This is a genomic window from Janthinobacterium sp. SUN026 (assembly GCF_030397625.1).
Classification (GTDB): Bacteria; Pseudomonadota; Gammaproteobacteria; order Burkholderiales; family Burkholderiaceae_D; genus Janthinobacterium; species Janthinobacterium kumbetense.
On sequence record NZ_JAPQNU010000006.1, the window covers coordinates 38,189 to 57,754 of the forward strand.

Consider the following 19,566-nt stretch of genomic DNA (forward strand, 5'->3'; position numbering starts at 1 on the left):
GTTTGACCTTCGCGATTACATTTTGTTTGGCGCGGACACGCCGATCAGTGCCAGGCCGTTGCGCAGTACCTGGCGCGCGGCGATGACGAGGGCCAGGCGGGCCATCTTGACGGCTTCGTCCTCGACCAGCACTTTTTCGGCGAAGTAGAAGCTGTGCAGGTTGGCGGCCAGGTCGCGCAGGTAGAAGGCGACTTGGTGCGGTCCCAGTTCGGCTTGCGCGCGCGCCAGCATTTCAGGGTAGGCGGCCAGGGTCGCCAGCAGGGTCGCTTCGGTCGGCGCCGTCAGCGGGGAAAGGTCGACGCTGGCGACCGTGCTGGCATCGCCGCCCCAGTTTTCCAGGATGCGGCAGATGCGCGCATGCGCGTATTGCACGTAATAGACGGGGTTTTCATCGGTGGTTTTCAGCGCCACGTCGACGTCGAAGACGAATTCCGTGTCGGCCTTGCGCGAGATCAGGAAGAAGCGCACGGCGTCGCGGCCCTTGGCGATGTCGCCGCCGCCCGACCATTCGATCAGGTCGCGCACGGTCACGTAGGAGCCGGCGCGCTTCGAAATCTTGACTTCTTCGCCATCCTTCATGACGGTGACCATCTTGTGCAGCACGTAGTCGGGGTAGCCTTGCGGGATGCCCATGTCGACCGCCTGCAGGCCGGCGCGCACGCGCGCGATGGTGCCGTGGTGGTCACTGCCCTGGATATTGATGGCTTGCACGAAGCCGCGCTGCCATTTCACCAGGTGATACGCGACGTCCGGCACGAAATACGTGTAGGTGCCGTCCGTCTTGCGCATGACGCGGTCCTTGTCGTCGCCGAAGTCGGTGGTGCGCAGCCACAGCGCGCCATCCTGCTCATACGTGTGGCCCGCCTTGATCAGGGTTTCCACGGCGCTGTTGACCTTGCCGTCCGCATACAGCGACGATTCCAGGTAGTAATTGTCGAACTTCACGCCAAACGCCTGCAAGTCGATGTCCTGCTCGTTGCGCAGGTAGGTGACGGCGAACGGGCGGATCGAGTCGATGTCTTCCACGTTGCCATTGGCCGTGGCAGGCTGGCCATCGCTGGCCGAGACCGTCTTGCCGGCCTTGAAGTCGTTGGCGATATCGGCGATGTAGTCGCCGTTGTAGGCGGATTCGGGCCATTCGGCGTCGCCCGGCTTGAAGCCGCGCGCGCGCGCCTGCACGGAGTTGGCCAGGGTCTGGATCTGCACGCCCGCGTCGTTATAGTAGAACTCGCGCGTCACCTGATAGCCTTGCGCGTCGAACAGCGAAGACAGGGCGTCGCCCAGGGCTGCCTGGCGGCCGTGGCCCACGTGCAGCGGACCGGTCGGGTTGGCCGAGACGAATTCCAGGATGACTTGCTTGCCGGCGCCTGCCGTGCTGCGGCCATAGCTGTCGGCCTCGCTCAAGATGGTTTTCACCACGGCTTGCTTGGCGGCGGCGGAGACGCGCACGTTGATGAAGCCGGGACCGGCAATTTCCACTGCCTCGACCAGGCCCTTGCCGGCCGGATTGGCCAGCACGGCCGTCACGATGGTTTGCGCCAGTTCGCGGGGATTCTGTTTCAGCTGCTTGGCCAGTTGCATGGCGATATTGCAGGCGACGTCGCCATGCGATGCATCGCGTGGTCGCTCGAGCACTACGCTAGGCGCAAGCGAGGTGCCGGCCAGAACGGGAGCGAGGGCGGCCTGGAACAGGGCGATGATTTCTTGTTTCTGTTGGGCGAGCATGAGCAGGATGGCGGTGGAACCGCGTTAAGAATGAATAGAATGAATCAAAAAGCAAAACGGACGGCCAGTACCCAAGCCGCCCAGACTGCGTTAATTATACTGGTTTGCTGCCGGGAACAATACGCCAGCCGGCAGTGTGCCCGTGCCGGCGCTTTTCACGATATTATCAGGACAGCATGCCTATGTTGGTGCATGAAAACATCAGCATGGCGCATTCTGCTTGTATATATGCAGTTTTTTGCCGCAATTTACATGTATCGCTGCAATCGCTTGGGCCAGAGGGCGCCACAAACGCTACAATCGACCCTTTATTGATGACGCGCGGCCGCGACTTTGCCACCATGCAGCCCGCCGCGCGCAGCCACACCGGATAACTATGAACAAGCGCCCCACGCTGAAATTGAAAACCAAGCCGGCGCCAGGCCAGGCTCCTGCCGCACCGAAATTGCGTCCCAGCTACCATCCCGACCTGAAACCGGTCTTGCAGCCAGGCTTCCAACCCGATTTGCGCGCCGACTCGCTGGCGTTTTGCCTGCTGGGCGCGGCCAATGCCGTGGCGCAAGTGCGCACGGGCACGGCCCTGCCGCAGGCGCTGGCCAAGGTGTTTACGCAATCGAACGCCAGCCCGCAGGCGCGCGGCGCCATCCAGGATATCTCCTACCGTACCATGCGCCAGCTGGGCCGCAGCGAAACCCTGGTCGGCCTGATGACGTCGAAGGCGCCCGAGCCGCCGATGCTGGCCGCCCTGCTGTGCTGCGCGCTGTCGCTGATGTCGGCCGAGCCGGGCGAGCAGCCGTACGAAGAGTTTACCGTTGTCGACCAGGCTGTCACGGTGGCCACTTCGCATCCTGACCTGGCGCATGCCAAGGGCATGGTAAATGCCGTCTTGCGCCGTTTCTTGCGCGAGCGCAAATCCTTGCTGGAAGCGGCCCTGCAGCAACCGTTGGCGCAATGGAATTATCCGCAGTGGTGGATCGACTCGCTGCGCCTGGCTTACCCGCGCGACTGGCAAGCCATTCTGACGGCCGGCAATGCCGTGCCGCCCTTGACCTTGCGCGTGAATCGCCGCAAGAGCACGGTCGAAGCGTATCTGGCCGTGCTGGCGGAGGCCGGCATTGCCGCGCGCCAGGTGGGACCGTTTGCCGTGCGGCTGGACAAACCGATCGGCGTGGCGCTGATCCCCGGCTTCGAGCAGGGCGTCGTTTCCGTGCAAGATGCTGGCGCGCAATTGGCCGCGCCGCTGCTGGACTTGCAAGATGGCATGCGCGTGCTGGACGCCTGCGCCGCGCCGGGCGGCAAGACGTGCCACATCCTGGAACTGGCCGACGTGCAAGTGACGGCCATCGATGCGGACGCCAAGCGCCTGCCGCGCATCGCGGAAAACCTCGAGCGCCTCGGCCTGGATGCCACCCTGAAGGCGCAGGATGCGCAATCGAACGCGTGGTGGGACGGCCAGCAGTACGACCGCATCCTGGCCGACGTGCCGTGCACGGCCTCGGGCATCGTGCGCCGCCATCCCGACATTCGCTGGTTGCGCCGCAAGGGTGATGCGTTCCAACTTGCAACACTTTCCTCCAAAATTCTGGACAACCTGTGGCAGATGCTGCGCCCCGATGGTAAATTGCTGTTCGTGACATGTTCATTGTGGCCGCAAGAATCCGAGGCACAGGCGGCGGCATTTGCGGTACGCAATAATGCGATCCGATTGACAGCGCCTGGCCAGCTGTTGCCGACTGGCAGCGCGGAGCAGGACCACGACGGTTTGTTCTATGCGCTATTCCAAAAAAATGCGGCTTGAGCGATTCGTCGAACCTTATCTTACGGACACTACCGGCACACTTGTGACAACACGACTCTTCCGACTCCTGGCCCTGCTGCTGATGCTGGCATGTACCATGCCACGCGCGCATGCCGCCGACATGGTCGAGATCACCCGTGCCTATATCGAGTCGGGCGAAGAGGGCTACAAGCTGGCCGCCACGTATTCCTTCGAGCTCAATCACGACCTCGATGATGCAGTACAGCATGGCGTGCCGCTGTATTTCACGACAGAAATCGAACTGACCCGGCCCCGCTGGTACTGGTTCGATGAAAAAGCCATCGTGGCGCGCCAGACCAGCAAGCTGTCCTATAACGTGCTGACGCGCCAGTATCATGTGTCGGGCGGCGGCTTGCAGCAAAGCTTTCCCACCCTCGACGATGCGCTGTTCCTGATCCGCCGTCCCAGCCGCTGGCTGGTGGCGCGGCGCGGCGAGCTGAAAGTGGGGCAGACGTACAACGTCACCTTGCGCATGGGCATGGACCGCGACTACCTGCCCAAGCCGATACAGGTCAATGCCTTCAATAACAGCGACTGGCGCCTGGCTTCGAATAAAAAAACCTTCTTGTATACGGCGGAGTAGTGAGTCAAGCATTGCGCTATTTGCTGGTGGTGGGCGGCGGCATTGTCAGTATCCTGCTGTTCCTGCTGGCGTCGGCTTCCGACAATTCCGGCTTTTTCGACCGCTATTACACCTGGCTGCTGGGCCTGAACGCGGCCGTCGCCGTGTCCCTGCTGGCGCTGGTGGGCATTTCCCTGGCGCGCCTGTACGCGCGCTACAAGAGCGGCAAGTTCGGCTCCAAGCTGATGACGCGCCTGGTGATGCTGTTCGCCGCCGTCGGCATCCTGCCGGGTCTGGTGATTTTCCTTGTCTCAGTGCAATTCGTCTCCCACTCCATCGAATCCTGGTTCAACGTCAAGATCGAAGCGGCGCTGGAATCGGGGATTGAGCTGGGCCGTGCCGGCCTCGATGCGGCCCTGGTCGAGCTCGACCACCGGGGCCACAAGGCCGTCGAAGAACTGGGCGCCGACCCGGTGGCCGGTCCGGCCGTGCTGACGAGCCTGCTGCGCGAAGAGGGCATGCAAAACGTCATGCTCGTCAGCGGCGACGGCGTGCTGCTGGCCAGCGCCGGGCCGCACAGCGCGGCCGACTTGCCGACGCCGCCCATGCTGGTGCAGGCGGCCTTGCCGGCCGGCTATGCCTCCGCCGAGGGCGGACTGGAGTTGCACGACGATGGCACGGAGTCGGGCGGCGGCGGTTTCCGCTCGGGCTTGCCGGCGTCGCTGGAAACGGCGGCCAGCCTGCGCCTGCGCGTGCTGGTGGCCGTGCCGGGGCCTTCCGTCTCGCCCCGCTATTTGCAACTGCTGCAATCGGTGCCGCCCAAGCTGGCGACGAATGGCGAAGTGCTGCGCGCCGCCTACAGCGAATACAAGGAACGTTTCGTCGCGCGCGTGGGACTGCGCAAGATGTACATGGAAATCCTCACCTTGACCCTGCTGCTGGCCATTTTTGGCGCCATCGGCAGCGCTTTCCTGATCGCCGGCAATTTGGCCCAGCCCCTGCTGCTGTTGGCCGAAGGCACGCGCGCCGTGGCCGAGGGCGACCTGTCGCCGCGCCCCATCGTCGCCACCAAGGATGAACTGGGCACCCTGACGCAGTCGTTCAACATCATGACGCGCCAGTTGCTCGATGCGCGCACGGCCGTGGAAAGCAACCGCGCCGCCTTGCAAAACGCCAAGGCCCACCTGGAATCGGTGCTGGCGAACATGTCGGCCGGCGTGATGGTGCTCGACGGCGACTTTAAACTGGTGACCTGCAATGAGTCGGTCGAGCGCATCCTGCAGCATTCGGGCATGAGCATGGTGGGCCAGCCGCTGGCGAATATTGCTGGAATGGAAGAGTTCGGCGGCGCCATCATCAGCGCCTTCACGGCGCAAAGCGCGCAATCGGCATCGGGTCGTAACCAGCAGCGCCTGCACTGGCAGCGCCAGATCGAGATTCCGCGCCGCCTGGGCAGCAGTGCCGACGAGCATGACATCACCTTGCTGGCGCGCGGTTCGCGCCTGCCGCTGGAGTCAGGCAGCGGCTACATCGTCGTTTTCGACGATATTTCCGACGTGATTTCCGCGCAGCGCTCGATCGCCTGGGGCGAGGTGGCGCGCCGCCTGGCGCATGAAATCAAGAATCCGCTCACGCCCATCCAGCTGTCGGCCGAGCGCCTGCAGATGAAGCTCGAAGGCAAGCTGGAGCAGCCTGATGCCGACCTGCTCAGCCGCGCCACCACCACCATCGTCAAGCAGGTCGATGCGATGAAGCGCATGGTCGACGACTTCCGCGACTATGCGCGCACGCCGCCGGCCGTGCTCACGCCGCTGCGTCTGAACGAGCTGATCGAAGAGATACTGAACCTGTACCTGCGCGGCGACGATGGCGACATCATCCACCCGCTGCTGGCGCCGAATCTGCCGATGGTGATGGGCGATCCGACCCAGTTGCGCCAGGTGATACACAACTTGCTGCAGAACGCGCAGGACGCCATGGCCGACCTGCCGCCGGACTCGCCGCATCCGCGGATTGACGTAAGGACGGAAGCAATTCATTATCGCAGTGCGGACGGTGGCGTGAATATCGCCGTGCGGCTGGCCATCAGCGACAATGGCCCTGGTTTCGCGCCAAAAATCCTGGCGCGGGCCTTCGAGCCGTATGTGACCTCGAAGGCGCGCGGCACGGGATTGGGCCTGGCGATGGTCAAGAAAATTATCGATGAACACGGCGGACGCATCGATATCGAGAACCGGGTCGACGGCAATGGCGCTTCGGTGGTCATTTTGCTGTTAAAGTTAGCTCCCGACACTCCTGCCCAGGAATTCCTGGCGTGAGGGTCTGGTTTAGTATTTAAAACACTAATAAAATCATAGTTGTCCGCCGTGTGCATCTTGTGCGCGACGGCCGGCGAAATGAGGAAGGCAAGACACGAATGGCAAACATACTCGTAGTGGATGATGAAATGGGTATCCGTGAGTTGCTCTCGGAAATTTTGGGCGACGAAGGACATGCTATCCAGCTGGCCGAAAATGCGCAGCAGGCGCGCGAAGCGCGTGCCGCCGGTGCGCCGGATCTGGTATTGCTGGATATCTGGATGCCCGACACCGATGGCGTCACCCTGCTCAAGGAATGGCAGCGCGACGGCTTGCTGACCATGCCGGTGATCATGATGTCGGGCCACGCCACCATCGATACGGCGGTCGAGGCGACGCGCATCGGCGCCATGAACTTCCTGGAGAAACCGATTGCCCTGCAAAAACTGCTGAAGGCAGTCCAGCAAGGCTTGACGCGGGCACAGGAAACCGTGCGCGCGCCGAGCGTGGCGCCGCGTCCCGTGGCGCCCGTGGTGGCCGAGGAAAGCAGCCATCCCGTACCGAGCTTTGGCGGCAGCGCGCCGCAACAGCTGATGGTGCGCCCAGGCATCGCCGTACCGGCGGTGGCCGAAGGCCATGGCTACAACCTGTCGTTCGACTTGCCGCTGCGCGAGGCACGCGACGCGTTCGAGCGCATGTATTTCGAACATCACCTGGGACGCGAAGGCGGCAGCATGACCCGCGTGGCGGAAAAAACGGGCCTCGAGCGCACCCATTTGTATCGCAAGCTGAAACAGCTGGGCGTCGAACCGGGCAAGCTGGCCAAGAAAAGCCTGTGACGGCAGCCGTGCGGCGTCCGACGCCGCTGACTCTGGTCAGCGGTGGACGCGCCGCCGGGCGCGAAGCGGCCATCGCGCAAGCCTTGCCGCCTGGCCAGCCGGCCGCCGTGATCCTCGAAGGATTGGCTGACGGCAACGCCATCCTGGCCGACTTGGCCGGGCAAGTTTCTCCTTCTCTATTATTTCCATTGCAACTGTTGCGCATCGCGCCAGGTTGCCTGTGCTGCAGCGGCAATCTCGTATTGCGTGTAACATTGAATCGTCTGCTGCGCCATCCACCCGCACACTTGTTCATCAGCCTGGCCGACGCCACGCACATCGAACAATTGCGCACCTGGCTCACCGCCAGTCCCTACGATGCCCTGCTGGCGCTGCAAGCAGACATCGTGGTTTCCTGACGATTTCTTGATCGCCTTACCGCAGTCGTAGTTTGCATCTCGTTACAACTCTGTAGCCCGCAGGGTGGCATGGCCGCTTGAAATGGCGCCGTGTGAACCCCACCTCTGTTCTGACACCGCAGGAGCTTCTCCTGCTTGAGCGAAGGATGCAAAATGAACCTGATCTATAACAGCGAACAATACAGCGTCGTGGAATTCGGCGTCGACGGCGACCTCGAGGCCCTGCGCTTTGGCGGCTATGAAATCGTCGACAAGGGGGGCAAGCGGGAAACGTTTATCGCCGGCATCCTTGCGCAACACTTCCGCCGCGACGTCACGGAGCTGATCGCCAGCGAACCCAGCATGGAAGAGATCGATGAATTTTTGGGCAGCTATGATTCCCTCATGAGCCAGCCCGTCCTGTTGCACTGACCGGATGGCTATCGCCACCATACCAATCCGTCTGACGGCATGGTATGGTGGTTGTGTTATCCAGCTGCAAACAGACCATGTGCCAACTTCTCGGAATGAATTGCAATGTCCCTACGGACATTGTCTTTAGTTTTACCGGCTTCGCCATGCGCGGCGGCCATACCGATACCCACCATGACGGCTGGGGTATCGCCTTTTTCGAAGGCGCCGGCGTGCGCCATTTCGTCGACCACCAGGCGGCCATCGCCTCGCCCGTGGCCGAACTGATCAAACGCTACCCGATCAAGTCGCGCAATGTCATCGCGCATATCCGCAAGGCGACGCAAGGCCAGGTGGCGCTGGAAAATTGCCACCCGTTCGTGCGCGAACTGTGGGGCCGCTACTGGGTCTTTGCCCACAATGGCGATTTGAAGGATTTCAACCCCGTGCTGACGGGCAGTTACCGCCCCGTCGGCTGCACGGACAGCGAACGGGCTTTCTGCTACCTGCTGCAGGAACTGCACGCGCGCTTTGGCGATGCGCCGCCGGCGTTGCCGCAACTGCATGCGGCCCTGGCGGAGTTGTTGCCCAGCATCGCGGCCCACGGCACTTTCAACATGATGCTGTCGAGCGGCGAGGCGCTGTTTGCCCATTGCTCGACCAGCTTGCACTATCTGGTGCGACAACATCCGTTTCCAACTGCTAAACTCTCCGATGAAGACCTGAGCGTGGACTTTTCCCAGGTGACGACACCCCAGGACCGCGTGGCCGTGATTGTTACCCAGCCGCTGACGACGAATGAGCAATGGACGGCGTTTGCGCCGGGCGAATTGAAATTATTTGTCGACGGGATGGTGCAAGACACGCCAGTCGCCTAATTTGTTGACGACAATAAACTGGATTGCTGCCAAAATACCCACAGCGCGGGCGGAATTCAGCTAAAGTATTGTCAATAGTGAACCTTGATGCGGGCGCGGCGCGGCCGGTGTCACTCGACGTGATTGATGAAGAGTTAATGATCGATATTTCCAGCAACGACATCACCCCGAAACCCTTGCGCGTGCGCGAGTTCTATCTGGGGCGACAACCTATCCTTGACCGCAATCAAGCCCTGTTTGGCTATGAGTTGCTATTCCGCAACGCTCCGGTCGGTCCCGCCAACATTACCAGCGATCTGTCCGCCACGGCCTCCGTCATCGCCCACGCTTCCCAGCTGGGCATGGAAAAGGTCATCGGCGACGCGCTCGGTTTCGTCAACGTCGATGCCGACGTGATCATGAGCGACATCTTCGTGTTCCTGCCGCGTGAAAAAGTGGTGCTGGAAATCGTCGAATCGATGCCCGTCACGCCGGAAGTGTGCGCGCGTATCAGCGAGCTGGTGGGCCACGGCTTCACTTTCGCGCTGGAAAACGTCGTCTCCGACACGGCGCAAGTGCAGGAACTGCTGCCGCTGGTGCAGTACGTCAAGATGGACATGAGCACGGTCGACCCGAAAGTGCTGGCAGCCCTGGCGCCCCGTTTCAAGCAGGAAAACAAGAAACTGGTGGCGGAAAAGGTCGAGACGCGCGAAGAATTCAAGTCGGGCCTGGACCTGGGCTTCGATTACTTCCAGGGTTATTACTTTGCCAAGCCTGCCATCATGACGGGCAAGAAACTGTCGCCGTCGCAACTGGCCGTCATGGAACTGATGACACTGGTGACGTCGGATGCCGACAATATGGACATCGAGCGGGCCATCAAGCGCGACGTGTCGCTGGCCCTGAACTTGCTGCGCCTGGTCAATACACCGGCCGTGGGCGCGCGCCAGCGCATCGATTCGCTGAGCCAGGCCGTGACCGTGCTGGGCCGCCGCCAATTGCAGCGCTGGCTGCAGATCATGCTGTATGCGGAACCAAGCAAGCGCGGCCATAGCATGACGCCGCTGCTGATGCTGGCCACCACGCGCGGCCGTTTGCTGGAATTGCTCGCGCATAAACTGCGCCCGAACCACGCCCATTCGGCCGATATCGCCTTTACGGTCGGCATCATGTCGCTGATGGATACCCTGTTCGGCGTGCCGATGTCGGAAATCCTCGGCCAGATCGAAGTGATCGACGAAGTGGCCGAAGCTCTGCTGTCGCGCGAAGGCTTCTACGGCGACCTGCTGCGCCTGGCCGAGTGCATCGAGCGCATCGAAGACATGGAAGGCGAGATCGTGCCAACCTTGCGCGACCTGGCCATGTCGCCGGACGACCTGGTGGAGCTGGAAATGGCTGCCTACGAATGGAGCGATAACGTTGTCAGATACGCCCTGTAATTGGCATAGCTAGCCATATCAAGAACCCCGCCCGGCAGTGCCCGGCGGGGTTTTTTTACGCCGGTAGCTGCACTACGCCGCGGCGCCGGGCCAGTGCTTGTGCAGTTCGGGGTCGGTGCGCAGCTCCCACAGGGCCAGCACGACGACGGCGATACCGACGATGAGCTCGTTCCACAGGACGACGCGCTGTTCGGCCAGCCGCAGTATCCACGGCGAGGCGGCGACCCAGACGCCCAGCAGCAGGTTGACGACGACGGCCCAGAAATACGTCTTGTACAGGTCGAAGGCGGCCAGGATGGCGATCACGAGGCCCGAGACAAAGGCGTTGATCATCTGCGGCGAGCCTTCGGGGTAGGAAAACGCCCAGGGCGAGATGACGAGCCACAGGCCCAGCAACAGGATCACCTGATCCTGCCAGCGTTTCAGTTTGAAATTGGTTGCCATATATCCTCCTTGCCGGTTGGGAACGGGCCGGAGCGGGCATGCAGCATGCCGGCCGGCATACTGCGTTAGTGCGCTTCGGCGCGCGATAAGTTCCGCGCGCCTTGTGCTTATATTATGGCATTACGACAGGTTCGGCGCCAGCCAGCGTTCCACGTCCTCGATGCTGACGCCACGGCGCTTGGCCATGTCTTCCACCTGGTCCATGCCGATCTTGCCGACGACGAAGTATTTCGACTCCGGGTGGGCAAAATAGAAGCCGGACACGGCCGCGCCGGGGAACATGGCATACGATTCCGTCAGCTGCATGCCGATTTCTTCGGCTTGCATGACCTCGAACATCTCTTTCTTGACGGTATGCTCGGGGCAGGCCGGGTAGCCTGGCGCGGGGCGGATGCCGACATATTTCTCGGCGATCATGTCGTCGTTGCCCAGGTGTTCGTCCGGCACATAGCCCCACAAATCCTTGCGCACGCGCTCGTGCAGGTATTCGGCGAACGCTTCGGCCAGGCGGTCCGCCAGGGATTTGAGCATGATGGACGAGTAATCGTCGTGCGCATCCTCGAAGCGTTTTTCGTATTTCTCGATGCCGAGGCCGGACGTCACGGCGAACATGCCGATGTAATCCTTCACGCCCGATGCCTTCGGCGCGATGAAGTCGGCCAGACACTGGTTCGGACGCTGCACGCCGTCGACCACGGGTTTGACGCCCTGCTGGCGCATGCCGTAATACGTGAACGCCACGCTACTGCGCGTATCGTCGGTGTACACCTCGATATCGTCGTCATTGACGCTGTTGGCTGGCAGCAAGGATACGACGCCATTGGCCGTCAGCCAGCGTCCGTCGATGAGTTTTTTCAGCAAGGCCTGGCCTTCCGCGTAGACCTTGGTGGCCGCGTCGCCCACCACTTCATCCGTCAGGATGGCGGGGAAGGGGCCGGCCAGGTCCCAGGTCTGGAAGAACGGGCCCCAGTCGATGTAGTTGGCCAGGGTGGCCAGGTCGACATTTTTAAAGACACGGCGGCCGATGAACTTCGGTTTCACGGGCGTGCAGGCGCCGTCGAACGGGACGAGCATCTTGTTGGCGCGCGCCTGCGCCAGCGGCAAAATCGGCAGCGCCTTCTTGTTGGCGTGCTGCTCGCGGATACGCGCGTAGTCGAGTTCGATGTCTTCCACGTACTTGTCGCGCTGTTCCGGCGTCAGCAAGGATTGCGCCACGGACACGGAACGCGAGGCGTCCGGCACGTAGATCACGGGGCCTTCGTAGTTGTGGGCGATTTTCACGGCCGTGTGGGCGCGGCTGGTGGTGGCGCCGCCGATCAGCAGAGGAATCTTCAGCATGCGGAAGTGTTCGTCGCGCTGCATTTCCTTGGCGACATAGGCCATTTCTTCCAGCGATGGCGTAATCAGGCCCGACAGGCCGATGATGTCGGCGTTTTCCACCTTGGCGCGGGCGAGGATTTCCGAGCACGGCACCATCACGCCCATGTTCACCACTTCGAAATTATTGCATTGCAGAACGACGGTGACGATGTTCTTGCCGATGTCATGCACGTCGCCTTTCACGGTTGCCATGATGATCTTGCCTTTCGGCTTGGCGACGATGCCCGTGCGCTTTTCTTCCAGCAGCTTTTCTTCCTCGATGAACGGGATCAGATGGGCCACGGCCTGTTTCATCACGCGCGCCGATTTCACCACTTGCGGCAGGAACATCTTGCCTTGGCCAAACAGGTCGCCGACCACGTCCATGCCGGCCATCAGCGGGCCCTCGATTACGTGGATGGGGCGTCCGCCATTGTGCAACAGTTCCTGGCGCGCTTCTTCCGTGTCTTCCACGATGAATTGCGTGATGCCATGCACCAGCGCATGCGACAGGCGTTCCTGCACCGTGCCTTCGCGCCAGGCCAGGGTTTGCGCCTCGGCCTTGCCGCCCGCCTTCAGGGTGCCGGCAAATTCGATCATGCGCTCGGTCGAGTCTTCGCGGCGGTTCAGCACCACGTCTTCCACGCGCTCGCGCAATTCCGGGTCCAGGTTGTCGTACACGCCCACCATGCCGGCGTTGACGATGCCCATGGTCATGCCGGCCTTGATGGCGTGGTACAGGAATACGGTATGGATGGCTTCGCGGGCTGGATCGTTGCCGCGGAAACTGAAGGACACGTTCGACACGCCGCCCGAGATCTTCGCGTACGGCAGGTTTTCCTTGATCCAGCGCGTGGCGTTGATGAAGTCGACGGCGTAATTATTGTGCTCTTCGATGCCGGTGGCGACGGCAAAGATGTTCGGATCGAAAATGATGTCTTCCGGCGGGAAGTCCAGCGCATCGATCAATAAATGGTATGCGCGCGCGCAAATTTCGATCTTGCGCTCGAAGGTGTCGGCCTGGCCCTTCTCATCGAAGGCCATGACGATGACGGCCGCGCCGTAGCGGCGGCACAGCTTTGCCTGGCGCAGGAATTCCTCTTCGCCTTCCTTCATGGAAATCGAGTTGACGATGGCCTTGCCCTGCACGCATTTCAGGCCCGCTTCGATGACCGACCATTTCGACGAGTCGACCATGATGGGCACGCGCGAAATGTCGGGTTCCGAGGCGATCAGGTTCAGGAAGCGCGTCATGGCGGCCAGCGAATCGAGCATCGCTTCATCCATGTTGATATCGATCACTTGCGCACCGTTTTCCACTTGCTGGCGGGCCACGGACAGTGCCTCGTCATATTGCTCGTTGAGAATCATGCGCGCGAACGCCTTCGAGCCCGTGACGTTGGTGCGCTCGCCCACGTTGACGAACAGCGACTCGTCATTGACGACGAACGGTTCCAGGCCCGCCAGGCGCAAGTCGTGCGATGGGGCCGGCACGGTGCGCGGGGTGTTTTTCGACAGCAACTCGCCAATGGCGGCGATGTGCTCGGGCGTGGTGCCGCAGCAGCCGCCCGCCATGTTCAAGAAGCCCGCGTCGGCAAATTCGCGCAGCAGGGCGGACGTGTCGGCTGGCAACTCGTCGAAACCCGTGTCGCTCATGGGGTTGGGCAAGCCCGCGTTCGGGTAGATGCACACGAAGGTGTCGGCGATCTTGGCCAGCTCTTCCGCGTACGGGCGCATCAGGGCGGCGCCCAGCGCGCAGTTCAGGCCGATGGTCAGCGGTTTCGCGTGGCGCACGGAATTCCAGAAGGCGGGCACGGTCTGGCCCGACAAGATGCGTCCCGACGCGTCCGTGACGGTGCCCGAAATCATCAGCGGCAGGCGCACGACATCCGGGTTTTGCTCGTAGAACAGGTCGATGGCGAACAGGGCCGCCTTGCAGTTCAAGGTATCGAAGATGGTTTCCACCAGCAATACGTCGGCGCCGCCTTCCACCAGGCCCTGCGTCTGCTGCAGGTAGGCGGCCACCAGTTGGTCGAAGGTGACGTTGCGTGCGGCCGGATCGTTCACGTCGGGTGAGATCGACGCCGTCTTCGGCGTGGGCCCCAGGGCGCCGGCGACGAAGCGCGGCTTGTCCGGCGTGGAATATTTATCGCAGGCGGCGCGCGCCAGCTTGGCCGCCTGAACGTTCATTTCATAGGCCAGGTGGGCCATGTGGTAATCGTCTTGCGCGATCGTCGTGGCGCCGAAGGTATTCGTTTCGATCAGGTCGGCGCCGGCCGCCAGGTAACGCTCGTGGATTTCCTGGATGATGTGCGGCTGCGTCAGGGTCAGCAACTCATTATTGCCCTTGACGAACAGTTCGCGCGCGCCACTGTCGGCCGGCGCGGCGAAATCGATGAAGCGGCCGGCGGGGCCGCCGCGATACGCTTCTTCGTCGAGCTTGTATTGCTGGATGATCGTGCCCATGGCGCCGTCGAGAATCATGATCCGCTGCGCCAGAATGGCGCGCAAGGTGGCTTCGGTCGGGGACATGGCGGGGATCACGGTATCGTTCATTTCATGCTTTCAATAGGCAAACGGGCGGCGGCGCGGCGACAAGACGTTACGAGGCGGATGCGGGTCAGCAGGATCAGCTGACGGAGAGTTGCCGGCCGGGTAGGGCAGGCAGAAGGTGGCAATCGCCTGATTTCACCGGGTCTAAAATTATACGGCATCAGACTGCTTTGGTTTTAAGCAAAAGCGGCCGTTCGCCCCACGGCAGGCCTTCTTGCAACACATCGCCTGCCGCCACGCCTGCTTCTGAAAATTACATTCCTGAAAATCTTACTCAAAACGTTAATTCTTCCAGCAAAGTTGGCAGAACGATATGGCGTCTAGGCTGTGGAAAAATTTCCACATTATTTGCGCCGCATCAGCATATTTTTAATGAGTCGAATGGCAATAGCTGCAAAGGAAAGTAATTTTGATTTTAGCCAACACAGAGTGAGGGGAATAATGCTCAGAATAAAGTTTGCTAAGCAGATATTTTAATTATTATCAAAACCAATTGAATCAAAAGCATTAATAGTTGTCTTTGGGAATCGAACTAAACCATAATATTGGTTCTTCGAAATTAAATTCTCACCAAAAGTCACCAATATGTCACATTTATCTCGTGTCCTTCCCGGCATCGCGCTGCATCAACATGGTTGCCAGCCATGAAAAACCATCTGCTTGTCGCATTGTTTGTCATGCTGGGCCTGTCCGCCTGCGGCGGTGGCGGCGGTGGGGGCGGCGACACGGTGGTGGCGACCACGTCGGGCACGCCCGTGCTGCTGCCTGCCGTGACGGCCGTTTCGGCGGCGAATGTCGCCGTCGGGGGCAGCCTGGTACTTACGGGCACGAATCTGAGCCGCGTGACGGCTTTCCAGGTGGGCGGCGTGACCGTTGCCACCAGCGCCGCCAGCGATACCAGCATCACCCTGACCATGCCGGGCGTGCCCGTATCGGGCGCCTTGAGCCTCGTCAGCGCCAGCGGCACGGCGGCCACCAGCTATAACGTCAATGTGTACCTGCCCTTGAGCGTGGGCAGCGTCGCACCGGCGACGGGCGGCGTCGGTTCCAGCGTGACGATCACGGGCGGCGGCATGGGCGCCGTGACGGCGGTGCAGTTTGGTAATGGTGCGGCGGCAACGCCGCAAAGCCAGACGGCCGGCAGCGTGACGGTGCTGGTGCCTGCGGGCGCGGCGACAGGCGCGCTGACGGTGCGCGGTCCCTACAACGATGTGCTCAGCGGCGACACGTACACGGTGCTGGCCAGCGTGACGGTGACGTCGATCACCTCGGCCGTCAACAGCGGGGGCCTGTCCGTGACGGTGCAGGGCAGCAATCTCGACCAGGTCACTTCGGCGTCGGTGGGCAATACGCCGGCCGTCATCGTCAGCGCCACTGCCAGCCAGCTGCTGCTGTCCGCGCCGGCCGCGGCCACGGGCAACGTGATGCTGGCGGCTGCGTCGCGCATCGCCGTGAATGCGGGCACGGTGTCGGCCTTTACCCTGGGCAGCATTGATTTCGCGCAAGTACTGAATTTGAATGCCAGCAATACGGCCTTGCGCCTGACGCGCGGCAAGCCGGCCGCCGTGCGCGTGTCCGTGCTGGCCGGGCAGGCGGGTCAGGCCAGCCCGGCGGTCACCTTGAATGCGACCGCCGCCAATGGCAGCAACCTGGGCAGCATCGCGATGACGGGACCGGCGCTCTTGCCGACGACGAAGACCGATGACAGTTTCAACGGCAATTTCAGTGCCGTCCTGCCTGCAGGCTGGATCTTGCCCGGCGTGCGCGTGCGCGTAACGGCCGTCGGCAATGACGGCGTGCAAGTGAGCCAGGAAGCGGCGCCCGTGGTGGCCAGCCTGGCCAAGATCCGTCTGGTGCTCGTGCCCTTGAGCACCGATGATGGCGTGGCGCAACTGCCTGACGCCGAGGTGATCCGCGCCGCGCTGCTGCGCGTGTATCCGTATGCGACGGAAAATATCAGCATCACGACGCGCGCCGCGCTGAGCCTGCCAGGCAGCAGCACGGCCGACAGCTGGTGGAGCGATGCCCTGGGCAAGCTGGAAAACCGGCGCGCGATGGAAGACAGCGGTGCCTACTATTATGGTTTCGTGCCGAGGATGTCCGTCACCAACGCAGCCGGCCTGGCCTACATCAACGAGCGCAGCAGCGGCAACGACTTCACGTCGGCCATCGGCCTCGATGCCCAGTTCAAGAGCGTCGCATCGGTCGATCCCTTCGGCAATCAATGGCCTCTATGGCTGACTACGCTCGTGCATGAGCTGGGCCACAACCACTCGCTGCAGCACGTTGCCTGCGGCGGTCCGGCTGGCGCCGCTGTCGACTACCCGTATGCGAATGGCAATCTGGGTCCGCAACCGCTGTACAACAGCAACTATGCAGGCAGCATCGGCCAGCTGAGCAAGGCAGTCTATGGCAACACGCCGATGAAGGACGTGATGAGCTATTGCAGCGGCGCCTGGTTCTCCGACTACAGCTATGCGCGGGTGCAGCAATTCCTGGAAAAACGCAGCACGCAGATCACGGGCAGCAATGTGCTGGCCGCCAGCATGGCCGTGGCCCAGAACGGCTACCTGACCATTTCCGGCCGCATCACGCCTGGCGGCGTGGCCCTGCGCCCGGCCGTTGCCTCGTCGGCGCGCATCGGCGCCGCTGCCAGCGGCAGCGGCCATGCTTATACCTTGCGCGTGTTGACGGCGTCCGGACAGACTATCGACTTGCCCTTCGATGGCGTCTCCGTGGCCGACCATGGCGGCAACGCCATGAGCCATTTCCGCGTCAGCTTCGCCAACCCGGGCGAAATCAGCGATGTGCAAGTGTTGGCAAATGGCAAGGCTTTGGCCAAGCTGGAACGCCCGGCGCGCCGCAGCAAGGCCGCCGCCAACGATGCCACGTTTGATGCGGCGCAAAGCGGCGGCCAGCTGGCGCTGGTCTGGAATGCCGAGGCGGAACCGTATGCCGCCGTCATGCACGTGGCTGCCGATGGCCGCAAGACGGTGGTTGCCAGTGACTTGACGGGTGGCAAAGCCAATGTCGACGTGAGCGCCGTGCCGGCCGGCGGCCGTTTCGAGGTCAGCCTGTCGTCGTCCGTGGGCGCACGCCTGATGAAGGTGCAGCGCCGCTAAGCTAGCGGGGCGGATGCAAAAAAGGCTTGCCGCGGCAAGCCTTTTTTTTGTGGCCATCGGCATGATGGCGCGGTGCAATCCGGTGCAATCCGGTGAAGTCAGGCGAAGCGCTTGCCTTCGAGGGGGAAGCCCTTGATGAATTCGGCCGCAGGCAGGCGCTTGCCGCCCGGTTTTTGCAGTTCCGTCAGGCGCAGCGAGCCATTGCCGCAGGCCACGACGATGCCGTGCTGGGCGTCGGCCGCCAGTACCTGGCCCGGCGCTTCCTTGCTGTCCGCTTCGAGCACGTCGGCGGCCCAGATCTTGATGGTGGTGCCATCGACCTGGCCGCAGGCGCCGGGAAACGGATTGAAGGCGCGGATTTTCAGGCCCAGTTCCAGCGCCGGCAGGCTGAAATCGAGCGCCGCTTCTTCCTTGGCGATTTTTGCCGCATAGGTGACGCCCGCTTCCGGCTGCGGCACGGCTTCCAGCGCTTGCAGCTGCATCTTGCGCAGGGTCTCGACGATCATCTTGCCGCCCAGGGTAGCCAGCTTGTCGTGCAGGCTGGCGGTGGAATCGCCCGCCTCGATGGGCGTGCGCTCGATGGCCAGCATGGGGCCCGTATCGAGGCCTTCTTCCATCTGCATGATGGTCACGCCCGTTTCATCGTCGCCGGCTTCGATGGCGCGGTGGATGGGCGCGGCGCCGCGCCAGCGCGGCAGCAAGGAACCGTGGATATTGATGCAGGGTTTGATGTCGAGGGTGCTGCGCGGCAAGATCAAGCCGTAAGCCGCCACCACCATTACATCGTAGTCGGTGGTCAGCAGGCGCTCGTGCGCCGCTTTCGCTTCGGCGGCGCGCTGCGGATCCTTGCTGTCCATGCGCAGCGACAAGGGCTGCAGCACCTCGATGCCGTGCTGCTGTGCATATTGCTTGACGGCCGAGGCGTGCAATTGCATGCCGCGTCCGGCAGGGCGGTCGGGCTGGGTCAGCACCAGCGGAATCTCGAACCCCGCTTCGTGCAAGTCTTTCAGGGCCGTGGCGGCAAATTCAGGCGTGCCTGCGAAGATCACTTTCATATGGTTCCTTGACGTGAGGTGCGCAGGCCCGCGCCCGAGGGCGCCAGGCTGGCGTGGTGTTACGGTCAGTCTTTGCGGTCAGTCTATCAGCACAGCTGCAAAAGCGGCTTAGAAACGGCGATTCTGTGCGCGCAGGCTCGCTTCGCGCTCGAGACCACGGATTTCCTTGATCATCTTGGTCTTGATGCGGTTGCGCTTGAGCGGCGACAGGTATTCGACGAATACCTTGCCCAGCAAGTGATCCATCTCATGCTGGATGCAGACGGCCAGCAAGCCATCGGCTTCCAGTTCGAACTGCTTGCCGTGGCGGTCCAGGGCGCGCACCTTGATGCGGGCCGGACGCTCGACACCGTCGTAGACGCCAGGCACGGACAAACAGCCTTCGTCGTAGACCTGCTTTTCCTCGCTGGCCCAGGTGATTTCCGGGTTGATGAACACTTGCAGCTGGTTTTTTTCTTCGGTGATGTCGATCACCATCATCTGGATATGCTCGTCCACTTGCGACGCGGCCAGGCCGACGCCCGGGGCGTCGTACATGGTTTCGGCCATGTCGTCGATCAGGGTTTGCAGGCGCGCGTCAAATTCGGTGACGGGCTTGGCGATCGTGTGCAGGCGAGGATCGGGGTAACGCAGGATATTTAATATGGACATACGGATTCGACTGGTTAAGGTGGGCGCCGGTGCGCCGGATTATTCATGCCTGGGCC

General features: G+C 62.1%; 14 protein-coding genes. 9 read left to right on the top strand and 5 right to left on the bottom strand.

The annotated features are described in order from the left end of the window. Positions 1–15 precede the first annotated feature (15 nt). The gene (gene argS, locus OX459_RS23550) at positions 16–1,725 is read right to left on the bottom strand and encodes an arginine--tRNA ligase (protein ID WP_251350981.1); all 1,710 of its coding nucleotides are present in this window, start codon (positions 1,723–1,725) and stop codon (positions 16–18) included. 376 nt (positions 1,726–2,101) lie between these two features. Here argS and rsmB point away from each other — a divergent pair, with 376 nt between their 5' ends. The 8 genes from rsmB (at position 2,102) to OX459_RS23590 (ending at position 10,326) form a co-directional block, all read left to right on the top strand. Then, positions 2,102–3,523 carry a 16S rRNA (cytosine(967)-C(5))-methyltransferase RsmB gene (gene rsmB, locus OX459_RS23555; RefSeq protein WP_289906769.1) on the top strand — a complete coding sequence of 474 codons (1,422 nt, stop codon included), beginning with the start codon at positions 2,102–2,104 and terminating at the stop codon, positions 3,521–3,523. A 97-nt stretch (positions 3,524–3,620) separates the two neighbouring features. Beyond that, on the top strand, positions 3,621–4,127 hold the full coding sequence (locus OX459_RS23560; protein ID WP_251350982.1) for a DUF4390 domain-containing protein: 507 nt from the start codon (positions 3,621–3,623) through the stop codon (positions 4,125–4,127). Beyond that, on the top strand, positions 4,127–6,424 hold the full coding sequence (locus OX459_RS23565; protein ID WP_099665532.1) for an ATP-binding protein: 2,298 nt from the start codon (positions 4,127–4,129) through the stop codon (positions 6,422–6,424). The genes OX459_RS23560 and OX459_RS23565 overlap by 1 nt, the downstream gene beginning before the upstream one ends. A 98-nt stretch (positions 6,425–6,522) precedes the next feature. Beyond that, the gene (locus OX459_RS23570) at positions 6,523–7,242 is read left to right on the top strand and encodes a response regulator (RefSeq protein ID WP_034784724.1); all 720 of its coding nucleotides are present in this window, start codon (positions 6,523–6,525) and stop codon (positions 7,240–7,242) included. After that, positions 7,239–7,640, top strand: coding sequence for a GTPase (locus OX459_RS23575; protein ID WP_289906770.1), 402 nt, complete (start codon positions 7,239–7,241; stop codon positions 7,638–7,640). The genes OX459_RS23570 and OX459_RS23575 overlap by 4 nt, the downstream gene beginning before the upstream one ends. A gap of 153 nt (positions 7,641–7,793) precedes the next feature. Beyond that, positions 7,794–8,051 (top strand): DUF3567 domain-containing protein, encoded by a 258-nt coding sequence (locus OX459_RS23580; protein ID WP_077399469.1) that lies wholly within the window; start codon positions 7,794–7,796, stop codon positions 8,049–8,051. A 77-nt stretch (positions 8,052–8,128) separates the two neighbouring features. Continuing rightward, positions 8,129–8,908: a class II glutamine amidotransferase gene (locus OX459_RS23585; RefSeq protein WP_099668254.1), complete on the top strand. Its 780-nt coding sequence runs from the start codon at positions 8,129–8,131 to the stop codon at positions 8,906–8,908. 137 nt (positions 8,909–9,045) lie between these two features. Beyond that, on the top strand, positions 9,046–10,326 hold the full coding sequence (locus tag OX459_RS23590) for an EAL domain-containing protein (protein ID WP_289906771.1): 1,281 nt from the start codon (positions 9,046–9,048) through the stop codon (positions 10,324–10,326). A gap of 72 nt (positions 10,327–10,398) precedes the next feature. Here OX459_RS23590 and OX459_RS23595 read toward each other — a convergent pair whose 3' ends face one another. Further along, the gene (locus OX459_RS23595) at positions 10,399–10,770 is read right to left on the bottom strand and encodes an SPW repeat protein (RefSeq protein WP_289906772.1); all 372 of its coding nucleotides are present in this window, start codon (positions 10,768–10,770) and stop codon (positions 10,399–10,401) included. Between the two features lie 120 nt (positions 10,771–10,890). Continuing rightward, the gene (metH, locus tag OX459_RS23600; protein WP_180278628.1) at positions 10,891–14,685 is read right to left on the bottom strand and encodes a methionine synthase; all 3,795 of its coding nucleotides are present in this window, start codon (positions 14,683–14,685) and stop codon (positions 10,891–10,893) included. Between the two features lie 641 nt (positions 14,686–15,326). On the opposite strand from metH, the gene OX459_RS23605 reads away from it, so the two are divergent. Then, positions 15,327–17,804, top strand: a complete 2,478-nt coding sequence (locus OX459_RS23605; RefSeq protein WP_289906773.1) for an IPT/TIG domain-containing protein — start codon at positions 15,327–15,329, stop codon at positions 17,802–17,804. A 98-nt stretch (positions 17,805–17,902) separates the two neighbouring features. Here the strand turns inward: OX459_RS23605 and fmt are convergent, their stop codons facing one another. Both fmt and def read right to left on the bottom strand, forming a co-directional pair. Further along, on the bottom strand, positions 17,903–18,859 hold the full coding sequence (gene fmt / locus OX459_RS23610) for a methionyl-tRNA formyltransferase (protein ID WP_289906774.1): 957 nt from the start codon (positions 18,857–18,859) through the stop codon (positions 17,903–17,905). A 108-nt stretch (positions 18,860–18,967) separates the two neighbouring features. Next, positions 18,968–19,510 carry a peptide deformylase gene (def, locus tag OX459_RS23615; protein WP_034784735.1) on the bottom strand — a complete coding sequence of 181 codons (543 nt, stop codon included), beginning with the start codon at positions 19,508–19,510 and terminating at the stop codon, positions 18,968–18,970. Positions 19,511–19,566: the final 56 nt, after the last annotated feature.

Excerpts from the sequence above, each read along its gene's own strand:
- OX459_RS23585 (WP_099668254.1), top strand. The coding sequence starts at position 8,129 with ATGTGCCAACTTCTCGGAATGAATTGCAATGTCCCTACGGACATTGTC.
- def (WP_034784735.1), bottom strand. The coding sequence starts at position 19,510 with ATGTCCATATTAAATATCCTGCGTTACCCCGATCCTCGCCTGCACACG.
- OX459_RS23605 (WP_289906773.1), top strand. The coding sequence starts at position 15,327 with ATGAAAAACCATCTGCTTGTCGCATTGTTTGTCATGCTGGGCCTGTCC.
- fmt (WP_289906774.1), bottom strand. The coding sequence starts at position 18,859 with ATGAAAGTGATCTTCGCAGGCACGCCTGAATTTGCCGCCACGGCCCTG.
- rsmB (WP_289906769.1), top strand. The coding sequence starts at position 2,102 with ATGAACAAGCGCCCCACGCTGAAATTGAAAACCAAGCCGGCGCCAGGC.
- OX459_RS23590 (WP_289906771.1), top strand. The coding sequence starts at position 9,046 with ATGATCGATATTTCCAGCAACGACATCACCCCGAAACCCTTGCGCGTG.
- OX459_RS23570 (WP_034784724.1), top strand. The coding sequence starts at position 6,523 with ATGGCAAACATACTCGTAGTGGATGATGAAATGGGTATCCGTGAGTTG.
- OX459_RS23580 (WP_077399469.1), top strand. The coding sequence starts at position 7,794 with ATGAACCTGATCTATAACAGCGAACAATACAGCGTCGTGGAATTCGGC.
- argS (WP_251350981.1), bottom strand. The coding sequence starts at position 1,725 with ATGCTCGCCCAACAGAAACAAGAAATCATCGCCCTGTTCCAGGCCGCC.
- OX459_RS23560 (WP_251350982.1), top strand. The coding sequence starts at position 3,621 with ATGCCACGCGCGCATGCCGCCGACATGGTCGAGATCACCCGTGCCTAT.
- metH (WP_180278628.1), bottom strand. The coding sequence starts at position 14,685 with ATGAACGATACCGTGATCCCCGCCATGTCCCCGACCGAAGCCACCTTG.
- OX459_RS23595 (WP_289906772.1), bottom strand. The coding sequence starts at position 10,770 with ATGGCAACCAATTTCAAACTGAAACGCTGGCAGGATCAGGTGATCCTG.